The sequence below is a fragment of the Streptococcus oralis genome (assembly GCF_001579025.1).
GTDB lineage: Bacteria > Bacillota > Bacilli > Lactobacillales > Streptococcaceae > Streptococcus > Streptococcus oralis_X.
Genome location: NZ_KQ970235.1, coordinates 503,433 through 515,975 on the forward strand (window position 1 = coordinate 503,433; position 12,543 = coordinate 515,975).

Consider the following 12,543-nt stretch of genomic DNA (forward strand, 5'->3'; position numbering starts at 1 on the left):
TCAACTTATGCTATGTTTGAGCCAGCCCTCGACTACGTCGTTGCCAAGATTCCACGTTTCCCATTTGACAAGTTTGAAAAGGGTGAACGTCGTCTAGGTACCCAAATGAAGGCGACTGGAGAAGTCATGGCTATCGGTCGTAACATCGAAGAGTCACTTCTTAAAGCTTGTCGCTCCCTTGAAATTGGGGTTCACCACAATGAAATGCCAGAACTTGCAGCGGTTTCTGATGATGCCTTGATTGAAAAGGTTGTCAAGGCCCAAGATGACCGTCTCTTCTACGTATCAGAAGCCATTCGCCGTGGTTATACACCAGAAGAAATTGCTGAATTGACTAAGATTGATATCTTCTATTTGGATAAACTCTTGCACATCTTTGAAATTGAGCAAGAATTAGGTGCCCATCCACAAGATCTAGAAATCTTGAAAACAGCTAAACTTAATGGTTTCTCAGACCGCAAGATTGCTGAACTCTGGAAAACGACAGCTGACCAAGTTCGCCAACTTCGCTTGGAAAACAAGATTGTCCCAGTTTACAAGATGGTCGATACTTGTGCGGCAGAATTTGACTCTGAAACTCCATATTTCTATTCAACCTATGGATGGGAAAATGAGTCTATCAAGTCTGATAAGGAATCCGTCCTAGTCCTAGGTTCAGGTCCAATCCGTATCGGACAAGGGGTTGAGTTTGACTACGCAACTGTTCACTCTGTTAAGGCTATCCAGGCAGCTGGTTATGAAGCGATCATCATGAACTCAAACCCAGAGACTGTTTCAACCGACTTCTCTGTGTCTGACAAGCTCTACTTTGAACCATTGACATTCGAAGATGTCATGAATGTCATTGACCTTGAGCAACCAAAAGGGGTTATCGTTCAGTTTGGTGGTCAAACAGCTATCAACCTTGCGGAGCCTTTGGCAAAAGCAGGTGTGACCATCCTTGGTACCCAAGTAGCTGACTTGGACCGTGCCGAAGACCGTGATCTCTTTGAACAAGCCCTTAAAGACTTGGATATTCCACAGCCACCAGGACAAACAGCAACTAATGAAGAAGAAGCTGTGCTTGCAGCTCGCAAGATTGGCTTCCCAGTCCTCGTTCGTCCATCTTATGTCTTGGGTGGACGTGCTATGGAAATCGTCGAAAACGAAGAAGACCTTCGTTCTTACATGCGTACCGCTGTTAAGGCTAGTCCAGACCACCCAGTTCTTGTTGACTCTTACATCGTTGGGCAAGAGTGTGAAGTGGATGCCATCTCAGACGGAGAAAATGTCCTTATCCCTGGTATTATGGAACATATCGAACGTGCCGGTGTCCACTCAGGTGACTCAATGGCCGTTTACCCGCCACAAACCTTGTCGCAAAAGGTTCAGGAAACCATTGCAGACTACACCAAACGTTTAGCAATTGGTCTTAATTGTCTTGGGATGATGAACATTCAGTTTGTCATCAAGGATGAGAAAGTCTATGTTATTGAGGTAAATCCACGTGCCAGCCGTACGGTTCCATTCCTTTCTAAGGTAACCAATATTCCTATGGCTCAGGTAGCGACTAAGCTCATTCTTGGTCAAAGTCTTGAAGAACTGGGTTACCAAGATGGACTTTATCCAGAAAGCACTCGCGTTCATATCAAGGCACCAGTCTTCTCCTTTACGAAACTAGCTAAGGTAGACAGCTTACTCGGTCCTGAAATGAAGTCAACAGGGGAAGTTATGGGTTCTGATACTACTCTTGAAAAAGCTCTCTATAAGGCTTTTGAAGCTTCTTACCTACACTTACCAACCTTTGGGAATGTTGTCTTTACCATTGCTGATGATTCCAAAGATGAAGCCTTGGACTTGGCTCGTCGTTTCCAAAATATCGGCTACGGTATCCTCGCGACAGAAGGGACAGCAGCCTTCTTTGCCAGTCATGGACTTCAAGCCCAACCTGTTGGTAAGATTGGTGACGATGAACAGGATATCCCAAGCTTTGTCCGCAAAGGGAAAATCCAAGCGATCATCAATACTGTCGGAACCAAACGAACTGCTGACGAAGATGGTGAGCAAATCCGTCGTTCAGCCATTGAACACGGTGTACCCCTCTTCACAGCCCTAGATACAGCTAATGCCATGCTCAAGGTGCTAGAAAGCCGTAGTTTTGTCACAGAAGCGATCTAGTTGAGAAAGAATTTTTACAGTTTTAAAGCCAGCGTTTTCTATCGCTGGCTTTTGCAATACAGATATTGCTTATTTCAACTATCATTCTTTCCTTAAGAATCATTCTAAATTGTGATATAATAAGGAAGAATTGGAAATAGGGAACTATTTTCATGATATTTTCAAAAATGCCATTAAGAAAATAGGTAAAGACAGATTAGAAAGTGTAAAATTCCGATGTCTTCTTACAAAAAAGTCTCTCTTTCTGAGATCAACCAATCTATTGAAACTCCCAATAACAATCATTTTTGGCAAAATCTAAAAGCATTTTTAGGACCTGGAGCCCTTGTAGCAGTTGGTTATATGGATCCTGGAAACTGGATTACCAGTGTGGTTGGTGGTGCTTCCTACAAATATAGTCTCTTATTTGTTATTTTGATTTCATCCATCATTGCCATGCAACTACAACAGATGGCTGGAAAGCTCGGTATCGTAACTAAGATGGACCTAGCACAGGCAACTGCACATCATGCTCCCAAGTGGCTTCGTTATAGTTTATGGGTGATTTTAGAATTAGCTTTAATGGCGACCGACTTAGCCGAGGTTTTAGGCTCAGCGATTGCCTTAAATCTTTTATTTAAAATACCCATTATGGTCGCTATCCTCTTAACCGTTTTAGATGTATTTCTTTTGTTGTTGTTAATGAAATTTGGCTTCAAAAAAATTGAAGCCATTGTTACGACCCTTATTTTAACCATATTAGCCATCTTTACCTATCTGGTAGCTTTATCCAATCCAAGTATCCAGGGGATTATTGGTGGTTATTTACCAACCTCAACTTTATTTGAAACACCGTTACCAGGCCATGAAAGTCAATTGACCTTGGCTCTAGGGATTGTAGGTGCGACAGTCATGCCCCATAATCTCTATCTTCATTCTTCCCTATCCCAAACAAGGAAAATCAATCACAAAGATAAGAAGGATGTTCGAAAAGCCGTGCGTTTTATGACCTGGGATTCAAATCTTCAGTTGTCTCTAGCCTTTATTGTCAATTCCTTGCTTCTTATTTTAGGGGCATCTCTCTTTTTGGGGCATGCATCTGAAATTTCAGCTTTCTCTCAAATGTACAATGCTTTACAGGATTCGACAATAGCAGGAGCGATAGCTAGTTCAACTCTGTCAACTTTATTTGCCCTAGCTCTCTTAGCAAGTGGTCAAAATTCGACCATTACAGGCACCTTGACAGGACAGATTGTCATGGAAGGTTTCTTGCATCTGAAATTGCCTCAGTGGATTATCCGTATCGGTACCCGTATTTTTGCCTTGCTCCCTGTGATTATTGTTGCCGTCTTGTTTGGACATCAAGAAAAAACCTTGGATCAGTTATTGGTCTATTCACAGGTCTTTCTGTCAATCGCTCTTCCGTTTTCAATCTTCCCCTTAATCTATCTGACCTCTAAGAAGTCACTGATGGGAGAATTCACCAATGCCAAGTGGAACACCATCCTAGGTTACGCAGTTTCAATCATCTTGACCATTCTCAATATCAAGCTTCTTTTCGATATTTTTTAAACTCGTTTGAAATCAATTACAGTGTCAGCGTGAAGGTTGACAAATAGAAAGTAGTAGTGATTGGTTCATAAAAACAAGTACAAAAAAAGAACAGTGGTAACTGTTCTTTTTTATCATTATTTGAGACCGTATTTTTTGTTGAAACGATCCACGCGTCCATCTGCTTGAGTGAACTTTTGACGTCCAGTGTAGAATGGGTGTGAGTCTGATGAAATTTCCACACGGATCAATGGGTAAGTTTCGCCTTCGAACTCAACAGTTTCGTTAGAGCGTTTTGTTGAACCGCTAAGGAATTTGTAACCAGTAGTTGTGTCCATGAAGACAACTGGGCGATATTCTGGATGGATATCTTTTTTCATTTTGCAATATTTCCTTTCTGCCATGGTCTCTTTGCTAGCCATAGATTGTTACCATACTAGTCTATCAGATTCTGATAAGTTTGGCAAGTCTTTTCCCTGATTTTATTAAAAATCTTGATAAAAAATCACTCCAGTGTTTACTGGAGTGACGGTAGAAGAATGATTAGTTCTCTTGATTTGGAGTTTTTTCTTCTTGTTGATTTTTTACTTCTGTTTCTTTTACTGGTTCTGTGTTTTCTGCTGCTGATTTAGCCTCTTTTTCAGTTTCAGTAGGTTCTGTTTCTGTTGATTCTGTTACAGTTTCAGCTTCAGCCTCTGTTTCTGTTGGTTCGGCTACTGGCTCAGCTTCTGTTTTTGTTTCAGATTCTGTAGTTTCTTCTTTTACTGGTTCTGCATTTTTTTCTGCTGATTCAGCCTCTTCATTAGCTGGTTCCTTAGCTTCTTCTTTTTGCTCGGTTTCCTCTTTAACAGTCTCTGCTTTTTCAGCTGTAGTTTCTTCTTTTTTACGTTCTTGAGATTCTTTTTTGATTTCTTCGACTGCAGTTTTAACAGTAGAGCTTGTTACACGTCCGACAGTTTGAGCAAAATCTTTACCAGATTCAGCTAATTCAGTAAATGACTCTTTTGTAATTTTACCACCTGACATTGCCAAGAGACCAGTTACAACTAATGCAATGCTAGCAAGAAGAGCTAAAATCAAACCAAAGCCGATTGAAATGCCGTATCCACCAAAGTTAGACATGTATTTATTTACATTAAAGAGACTATTTAGTGTGACAAGGGTTGCAATTGCACCCGCAACAATGACACCAATTGAGAACCCTTTAGGCATTGCTTTATTCATATTATTCAAGCATGCAAGAACAATAGATACAATAGCCGCGATAATGACAAACCACCCATCTCCTTGGTAACCATTCACGCTATAAGACCCAAAAGAACCTGCATTTAAACTAGCCCATGGCAAGAGTGAACCAAGGATGGCTACTCCAGCAGAAATGAGAATATACAAACGATTTTTTTCCATTATTAAGTCTCCTTTTATTCAGTTTGATTTATTATACCATAAACTGAGGTACAAAGAAACCGTATATTTTAAGAATATAGCATATAAAAGGCCAAGAAAATTCTTTCTTAGCCTTGGTGAATTTGTAGAGCCTCTTTCAGTTCTTTGTATATTTGTTCGTTTTCTTCTAGACTATAGGAATTGGCGCCACTAGCTAATGGATGTCCTCCTCCGTCGTGTTCTTTGGCAATTTCATTGATAGGAGTGATTTTACTTCGCATTCGCACACGGAAGTGACCATCAGCTTGTTCAACAAAGATAGCCCAAGCCTTAACAGTATCAATTCGGCCAGGTGCTCCGACAATTGCCGCTGTTTCAGCATCCGTAACCTTATATTTTTTCAAGATGTCTTGAGTAAGTAGAACCCGTGCAGCTCCATTCTCATCAACTTCTAAATGATCATAGACAAAGCCTTGCAATTTTGCAATCTTGAAGCTCATGGTATCCATTTGACGAGACAATCCAGCAAAGTCAAAATCAATTTCTCGGAGCTGGCCAGCTATTCTAAAGGTACGGGCACTAGTTGACGGGTAGAGAAAACGTCCTGTGTCCCCGACAATTCCTGCATAGAGAAGTCGTGCCGCTTCACTAGACAAAGCTAGCTGATTTTCTTGAGCAAATAATGCAATCATCTCACTGGCACTGCTTGAACTTGTATCCACCCAAGATAGGTCACCGTAGATATCATCATTTGGATGGTGATCGATTTTGATGGTGAAAGCAGCTTGTTCGTAGCGTTTATCATCGATACGAGGACGATTCGCTGTATCACAAATAATAGCAAGAGCTCCTTGGTAGTCACTGTCTTGGACAGTATCCATTTCCGCAATCCAGGTCAAAGTTGGTTCATTATAACCGACAGCTTTGATGGTCTTTTCAGGAAAATGGTGTGTGAGAAGAGCTTTCAATCCCACCTGACTCCCTAAGGCATCCGGATCTGGTTTCATATGACGGTGAATGATAATGGTATCGTATTCTTTGATTTTCTCTAATATTTGCTGGCAAATTTCCATAAATAACCTCAATTCTTTCTCATTTCATTGTAGCACAAGAATTTTTATTTTTAAAATGAAAAAGATATGATATAATGGAGAAAGATAAATTGAGGAGGACGATATGGCATTAGCAAAAATTGTATTTGCCAGTATGACCGGTAATACCGAAGAAATTGCAGATATTGTAGCAGATAAATTGCGTGACTTGGGATTGGATGTCGATGTGGATGAATGTACGACTGTTGACGCTTCAGACTTCTTGGAGGCGGACATCGCAATCGTTGCGACTTATACTTACGGTGATGGAGAATTGCCAGATGAGATGATGGACTTTTACGAAGACCTAGCAGATCTCAACTTGAATGGCAAAATCTACGGGGTTGTTGGATCAGGTGATACCTTCTACGACGAATTCTGTAAGGCTGTTGATGACTTCGATCGAGTATTTGTCGCGACAGGAGCAGAAAAAGGTTCAGAGTGTGTTAAAGTAGACCTCTCTGCTGAAGAAGAAGACATCGAACGATTGGAACAATTCGCAGAAGAATTGGCTGCAAAAGTAGGATAAGAATCAAACTGCGCTGACTGGAAGAAGTCAGTGCGTTTTTTTATTAGTTTTTTTGGGATTTTACTAGCCTATTTAGAGGCTTTTTGATACAATAATTCAAATAAAGGAGGAGATACTATGGATTTAGATATTATTCGGCAAGAAATTGATCAAATCGACGACCAAATCGTCAAGCTCCTAGAAGAACGGATGCACTTAGTTGAAGGGGTTGTTGCTTATAAGAAAGCATCAGGAAAACCTATTTTAGATACTAAGAGAGAAGAAGTTATTTTTGAGAAAGTCAAAAATCGAGTAGAAGATAAGCGCTATCAGGAGACCATTGTTGCAACTTTTTCAGACATACTCAAACGTTCGCGTGATTATCAGGATCAAAACATTAAATGAAAAAAGAACAATTTTATCCGCTAGGAATTTTTCTGGCTGCCATGGTGGGGGCCTTGTCCGCTATCTCATTTCCACTTGGTTACCAGCCAGTCCAGATTTTCCTTGGGGAACCCTTCTCGTCAACTATCTGGGAATATTCTGCTTGGTCTATCTGGTAAAAGGCTATCTGGTCTATAAGGGAACTAGTAAAGGCTTGGTTTTGGCGCTGGGGACGGGTTTTTGCGGTGGCCTGACAACCTTTTCTAGCCTAATGCTTGATGCAGTAAAACTGCTTGATACCGGGCGTTATCTTAGTTTAATCATCTATCTGCTTTTGAGTATTGGAGGAGGTCTACTCTTGGCTTATGTTCTAGGGAGGAAGAAATGGTAATCGTTTATCTTGCAATTGCCTGCGGGTTCGGAGCCCTGGTGCGTTATTTCTTTTCCCGCTATAATCAACCTTCTAAATTGCCATTGGGAACTCTCATAGCCAATCTTCTAGGATGTTTTTTAATTGGTCTACTCTACAACCATGTGGAGTCCAAGGAAGTTTATGCTATCCTTACGACAGGTTTTTGTGGAGGGTTGACGACCTTTTCAACCTTGAATGACGAGCTGCAAAGACTGTTAAGTGACAAGAAGATATTTTATAGCTATTTTCTCTTAACTTACATAGGCGGTTTTCTAGCGATTTTTTTAGGAATTCTGCTATAAATTTCTTTACTTTTAGGTGGAAATTTGGTAAACTGTATCTTGTGTGTAATGGACGCACAAAAATACAGTTTATCCGCTGAGGAAGGTTCCTCAAGATTGACAAAGATAGGAGAATAAAATGAATCCATTAATCCAAAGCTTGACTGAAGGTCAACTTCGTACAGATATCCCATCATTCCGTCCTGGTGACACTGTTCGTGTACACGCGAAAGTTGTCGAAGGTAACCGTGAACGTATCCAGATTTTTGAAGGTGTTGTTATCGCACGTAAAGGTGCGGGCATCTCAGAAAACTACACAGTTCGTAAAATCTCTAACGGTGTAGGTGTTGAGCGTATCTTCCCAATCCACACTCCACGTGTTGAAAAGATCGAAGTTGTTCGTTACGGTAAAGTACGTCGTGCGAAATTGTACTACTTGCGTGCTCTTCAAGGTAAAGCAGCTCGTATCAAAGAAATCCGTCGTTAATTCGACTAAAAAACTCTGCTCATTCAGCAGGGTTTTTCTCTAGCTCCCTTAGTTCAATGGATATAACAACTCCCTCCTAAGGAGTAGTTGCAGGTTCGATTCCTGCAGGGGGCATATAAAGAAGCGTAAAGAAAAAAAGAATATTTAAAGTGTTAGTTTAAAGGCAATCATCACAAGTTAGCTTTTTAAAATAGGTTAGTATTTTTGGAATTTTTGACCAAATTGTGACCAAAATTTGACCAAATATTTGTTTTGATTTTTATGATTATGAAGTAAAGTAGATCATAGGAGTAAGTCTTTATAGGTATAAGTTATTTATGTTCGCTATGTTAGTTAAATAATTAATTTTTGACTTGTTTATCTCTGTTTAATGTAAATTAGTTATGAGAAACACCCACATTTTATATACAAATATGTAAAATGTAGGTGTTTCGTCCTTTCGCCTTAGTAGATAAGAAAAGGGAACTGACGGCTGTGGTACAGTCAATGATACTTCTTAGAAGGTAGCTAGAGTGAGATAGTGAGGTCTATGTGTTGTATGGTCGTGTGTGAGAGTAAAATCTTGCTAATGCCTTTGGGTAAGAAAGAGGGGATATTGAGTTATCTTTAAATTTGTGACCTTGGCGAAGGTAGTAGGCTGAGAGGCTGAAAGTATGCGAAGATAAGAGCATATATTTTATATTGCTATATTCTATTGAAAAAAAACGTAAAAAGGCTTTGAAATAAGCCTTTTTATTTTGCGAAAAATTAACAATAACTAGTTTTTTATAAAACAGGTTTTGTCCTGATAAGAATTGAAAGTATTGTTAGTTTTCACAAGGGAATCTACTATATTCCTTTATGTAAATTAACAATATGAGTAGAGGTGTTGAAGATAGAAAATGAGGTAACAAAAATGATAAACGTATCAAAAGCATTGATTCTATATAGAGAAAGAAATAATAAGTCAGAGGATGATTTAGCAAATTATTTAGGAATCCAAAAGAAAGCGTATAAACGCTATGAAAGTGGAGATCGTGAGCCTAGCATTGATAAACTTTACAAGCTAGCAAAGTATTATAATTGTACGATTGATGATTTTATCAATGTTGATGAAAAAATCACTGTGAAGCGTGAAGAAGTATTGTCTACAAAGGATTTAGACAATCTAGGTTGTCACCATCAATTTTCTCATGGATTGGTAATAATGTTGACTAAAGGAAAAAGTTACGAAGAAACTATTCGATTTGCTGATGATGATAAGACTAAGTATGTTCATAAGAGTGAAGTGAAGCGATTCTTACTTGACCTAGCGGAGAAGATTGAGTAGTAGGAAAGAGGTGTGTTAAAATCGAAGAGTATGGTTATAAAGAGGGTCAAGGGTTAAGGACTTATTCCGAAGAATGGATTTTAAATGAGTATAACCGAATTTATAGACGATTCTGTTGGAATTTGAAAATCTATGCTCATGTAAAAAATGGTGCTGATGTCTATGTTTCTTCCAAAAAATGTTGTGAAGATTTATATTATCAGCTGTATGGTGTAGGTCAACTTACACGAAGTTATTACAGTAAGATTATGTCTAAGATTGAAAGAACGTATAATCGTTTCAGAGAAGATGGAGTGATTATTGAATTTTAAAATAAGAAGATTTATTCTTAGCTAGATATGATATAATGTATATAACATTTCAAAAAGGGGATATTTGAATGAAATATAAAAAGTCAATAGCTTTTTTATCGACAGCTATTTTGTTGGCATTTAGTAGTGTTGTTCATGCTGATTCTGCAAGACAATCTAAGATTAAAGAATTAGATAATCAAAGAAGTGAACTTGCTAAGAAGAATGGTGTTACTGGCTATCTAGGTGATGGTCGTTGGTATTCACTTGTTGAGTCTGAGAATAAGGTTGATACCTTAAAGAATCAAGTTGCAGCCTTGAAAGTTCCATATAGTGAAAAGAATACTATAAAGGTGAGTCCTGCTTATGTGAAAGCATTAAAGGATAATTTTGATTTTAGTAAGAGTGAACAAGAACGAGATCAGGCAGAAGAAATTCTGAAAAGTGAAAGTGCGAAGTTGGCTTTACAGAAGAATGACTTTGTAACTGTTGGTTCTGATGAAGCTGAGGTTTATGATCTAGATAATCTTCCTAAAGAAGTATTGATTGAATTGAACTACTTTGCCTTTGACATGATAAATCAAGTTAGAAGGCAAATGGGAACTAAGGAACTAGTTCTTGCTGAATCGTCGATTGATTTTGCTAGTAAACTGTCTGTTAAAATGCAGAAAGCAGATAGAAGTATATGGGATTGGCACTATGTAAAAGGAATTAACGAGGTAGCTAGAGAGTATGGTTTGCTTACCTCTACTAAGGAAGATGAAGAAAAAAAATATGGTGGGCAATATTATGAAAATGGCGCAGGTACGAATCACCGTTTAAAAGAAGTTACAAAAGCAGAATTAAAACGTACTATTTATGATGCAATTTTAGAATTTATGTATAATGGTTATGAATACCTTCATGCTCAATCTATTGCTGGTTTGAATTGGGGTGAACCCAATAAAACTAAGTATTTCGGTCTTTCAATTTTCTTGTTGAAAGATGGAACTCAAATGAGTTTCATTACTGTTTCTGACGATTTTATTTCACAATCAACTAAGAATAATTTTAGTACAAAAACTCCTGTGAATACTACAGAAAGTAACAGAAAATCAACTCTTGGCAAGAAAGAGAAGGAGTTGGAAACAGAAAAAGGGAAGTTGGAAAAACTAAATACTTCTTATAAAGAATATGAAAAAATCTCTAAAGAAATTGATAAGTTAAACGAAGAAGAAGAAAAAGAAAAGGAGAAAGAACGTAAAGCGAAAGAAGCCTTAAAAGAGAAAAAAGGCTGGATAAGAGAAGGAAACGATTGGTATTTCTATAAGAACAATCAACCTATAAAAAATGCATGGGAAAGTGATTATTGGTTCGGTTCTGACGGGAAAATGGCTACCGATTCATGGGTAGATAATGGACGTTATTACGTTGACAAGTCAGGAAAATATGTTCAAAATAAAAATCAAAAGTATGGTTGGGTTCAAGAAGGAACAGCATGGTATTTCTATAAGAATAATCAACCTATAAAAAACACTTGGGAAGGTGATTATTGGTTCGGTTCTGATGGAAAAATGGCTACCAATACTTGGGTAGACAATGGTCGATACTATGTTGATGGTACTGGACGGTATGTTCAGAATAAGAAACCTGCTCAGACAAAACCAACTCCATCAAAGGAGAAGCAGGTAGAAAAAAATCCAACTAAGCCTGATCCTGCTCCTTCATTTAAGAAGAATGGCTGGATTCAAGAAGGTAAGATGTGGTATTTCTATAAGAATAATCAGCCATTAAGAAATACTTGGCAAGGTTCATATTATTTGAAATCAGATGGGAAGATGGCTGTGAGTGAATGGGTCTATGACTCATATTACAAAGCATGGTACTATTTGAAGTCTGATGGAAGTTATTCACGTAGTGCATGGCAAGGTTCATATTATCTGAAATCTAATGGGAAGATGGCAGAAAGTGAATGGATTTATGATAGTTCTTATCAAGCGTGGTATTATCTAAAATCGAATGGAGTTTATGCGAATAGTGCATGGCAAGGCTCATATTATCTGAAATCTAATGGTAAGATGGCAAAAAGTGAATGGATTTACGATAATTATTATAAAGCATGGTTTTACTTGAAGTCTAATGGTATCTATGCTCGTTCTGAGAGGGTACAAGGCTATTGGGTTGATGATTTAGGTAGATGGAAATAGATTAAGAGTCAGTTTTACTGGCTCTTTTTTATAGAAAAGGAGAAAATATGATTATAGTTGTTTATAAACGCTCTCGTTCACCTTCAAGTGATTGAGAGTTTTAATTTGTTATAAATGTTTTTAGAAAAGGAGATAAATAATTAAATGTCAAAAGGACAAGAATATAAGGCTTATGGTTCAATCTGTAAGATGAAAGTTGGGGGTACTTATGGAGTTATTCTTGCACTTTCAATGTTGGGTATGGTAGTTTCTACAGGTTCGGTTTCTGCTGATGAAGTTTTAACAGATAAAACTGTAGTTGTTGAGAAGAAAAGTGAGGTAGATGTCCCTATTTCTCATGATTCTCTTGATAAAGCTGTAAAAGAAGCGAAAGAAGCTAGTGTGGTTCAGGATAAGGGAGTTGCAACCTCTGAAACAGTCTTAGAAAAGCAAAAAGAAACTGAAGATAAAAATGCTGAAACTAAGGCAAACTGATTTATTTTTTGAAATTATTTCTAATTCTAAGATGAAATAGATAAAACC

Annotated in this window: 12 protein-coding genes, 1 tRNA gene and 1 pseudogene; 11 read left to right on the forward strand and 3 right to left on the reverse strand. The window is 38.1% G+C overall.

The features are described 5' to 3' along the window. The coding region (gene carB, locus SORDD27_RS02315) for a carbamoyl-phosphate synthase large subunit (RefSeq protein WP_231069267.1) at positions 1-2,157 on the forward strand (2,157 nt) is incomplete at its 5' end. Between the two features lie 216 nt (positions 2,158-2,373). Beyond that, positions 2,374-3,708, forward strand: coding sequence for an Nramp family divalent metal transporter (locus SORDD27_RS02320; RefSeq protein ID WP_061427099.1), 1,335 nt, complete (start codon positions 2,374-2,376; stop codon positions 3,706-3,708). 116 nt (positions 3,709-3,824) lie between these two features. Here SORDD27_RS02320 and SORDD27_RS02325 read toward each other — a convergent pair whose 3' ends face one another. From SORDD27_RS02325 to SORDD27_RS02335, 3 genes are all read right to left on the reverse strand, one after another. Next, positions 3,825-4,067 (reverse strand): type B 50S ribosomal protein L31, encoded by a 243-nt coding sequence (locus tag SORDD27_RS02325; protein WP_000710762.1) that lies wholly within the window; start codon positions 4,065-4,067, stop codon positions 3,825-3,827. 163 nt (positions 4,068-4,230) lie between these two features. After that, on the reverse strand, positions 4,231-5,094 hold the full coding sequence (locus SORDD27_RS02330; protein WP_061427101.1) for a hypothetical protein: 864 nt from the start codon (positions 5,092-5,094) through the stop codon (positions 4,231-4,233). A 107-nt stretch (positions 5,095-5,201) separates the two neighbouring features. Further along, positions 5,202-6,146, reverse strand: a complete 945-nt coding sequence (locus SORDD27_RS02335) for a DHH family phosphoesterase (RefSeq protein WP_061427103.1) — start codon at positions 6,144-6,146, stop codon at positions 5,202-5,204. A 103-nt stretch (positions 6,147-6,249) separates the two neighbouring features. On the opposite strand from SORDD27_RS02335, the gene SORDD27_RS02340 reads away from it, so the two are divergent. From SORDD27_RS02340 to SORDD27_RS02380, 9 genes and pseudogenes are all read left to right on the forward strand, one after another. Further along, the gene (locus SORDD27_RS02340; protein WP_001162125.1) at positions 6,250-6,693 is read left to right on the forward strand and encodes a flavodoxin; all 444 of its coding nucleotides are present in this window, start codon (positions 6,250-6,252) and stop codon (positions 6,691-6,693) included. Positions 6,694-6,810: 117 nt separating this feature from the next. Continuing rightward, positions 6,811-7,077 (forward strand): chorismate mutase, encoded by a 267-nt coding sequence (locus SORDD27_RS02345; protein WP_000362439.1) that lies wholly within the window; start codon positions 6,811-6,813, stop codon positions 7,075-7,077. Continuing rightward, positions 7,074-7,447 (forward strand): annotated as a pseudogene (gene crcB, locus SORDD27_RS02350) (fluoride efflux transporter CrcB). The gene SORDD27_RS02345 and the pseudogene crcB (SORDD27_RS02350) overlap by 4 nt, the downstream one beginning before the upstream one ends. Then, positions 7,441-7,770, forward strand: a complete 330-nt coding sequence (gene crcB / locus SORDD27_RS02355; RefSeq protein ID WP_061427105.1) for a fluoride efflux transporter CrcB — start codon at positions 7,441-7,443, stop codon at positions 7,768-7,770. Before crcB (SORDD27_RS02350) ends, crcB (SORDD27_RS02355) begins: the two are co-directional and overlap by 7 nt. A 118-nt stretch (positions 7,771-7,888) precedes the next feature. Next, positions 7,889-8,236 (forward strand): 50S ribosomal protein L19, encoded by a 348-nt coding sequence (gene rplS / locus SORDD27_RS02360; RefSeq protein WP_001068669.1) that lies wholly within the window; start codon positions 7,889-7,891, stop codon positions 8,234-8,236. A 42-nt stretch (positions 8,237-8,278) separates the two neighbouring features. Beyond that, positions 8,279-8,350: transfer RNA gene (locus SORDD27_RS02365), tRNA-Arg, on the forward strand. Positions 8,351-9,131: 781 nt separating this feature from the next. Then, complete coding sequence (locus tag SORDD27_RS02370; protein WP_061427107.1) at positions 9,132-9,545, forward strand: helix-turn-helix transcriptional regulator; 414 nt, start codon at positions 9,132-9,134, stop codon at positions 9,543-9,545. A gap of 379 nt (positions 9,546-9,924) precedes the next feature. Further along, positions 9,925-12,021, forward strand: coding sequence for an SEC10/PgrA surface exclusion domain-containing protein (locus tag SORDD27_RS02375; protein ID WP_061427109.1), 2,097 nt, complete (start codon positions 9,925-9,927; stop codon positions 12,019-12,021). Between the two features lie 144 nt (positions 12,022-12,165). Further along, positions 12,166-12,495, forward strand: coding sequence for a hypothetical protein (locus SORDD27_RS02380; RefSeq protein WP_042768352.1), 330 nt, complete (start codon positions 12,166-12,168; stop codon positions 12,493-12,495). Positions 12,496-12,543: the final 48 nt, after the last annotated feature.

Bases quoted from the DNA above. Each gene is read 5' to 3' on its own strand.
- SORDD27_RS02375 (WP_061427109.1), top strand. From the start codon at position 9,925: ATGAAATATAAAAAGTCAATAGCTTTTTTATCGACAGCTATTTTGTTG.
- crcB (WP_061427105.1), top strand. From the start codon at position 7,441: ATGGTAATCGTTTATCTTGCAATTGCCTGCGGGTTCGGAGCCCTGGTG.
- SORDD27_RS02370 (WP_061427107.1), top strand. From the start codon at position 9,132: ATGATAAACGTATCAAAAGCATTGATTCTATATAGAGAAAGAAATAAT.
- SORDD27_RS02330 (WP_061427101.1), bottom strand. From the start codon at position 5,094: ATGGAAAAAAATCGTTTGTATATTCTCATTTCTGCTGGAGTAGCCATC.
- SORDD27_RS02325 (WP_000710762.1), bottom strand. From the start codon at position 4,067: ATGAAAAAAGATATCCATCCAGAATATCGCCCAGTTGTCTTCATGGAC.
- SORDD27_RS02345 (WP_000362439.1), top strand. From the start codon at position 6,811: ATGGATTTAGATATTATTCGGCAAGAAATTGATCAAATCGACGACCAA.
- SORDD27_RS02320 (WP_061427099.1), top strand. From the start codon at position 2,374: ATGTCTTCTTACAAAAAAGTCTCTCTTTCTGAGATCAACCAATCTATT.
- rplS (WP_001068669.1), top strand. From the start codon at position 7,889: ATGAATCCATTAATCCAAAGCTTGACTGAAGGTCAACTTCGTACAGAT.
- SORDD27_RS02340 (WP_001162125.1), top strand. From the start codon at position 6,250: ATGGCATTAGCAAAAATTGTATTTGCCAGTATGACCGGTAATACCGAA.
- SORDD27_RS02335 (WP_061427103.1), bottom strand. From the start codon at position 6,146: ATGGAAATTTGCCAGCAAATATTAGAGAAAATCAAAGAATACGATACC.
- SORDD27_RS02380 (WP_042768352.1), top strand. From the start codon at position 12,166: ATGTCAAAAGGACAAGAATATAAGGCTTATGGTTCAATCTGTAAGATG.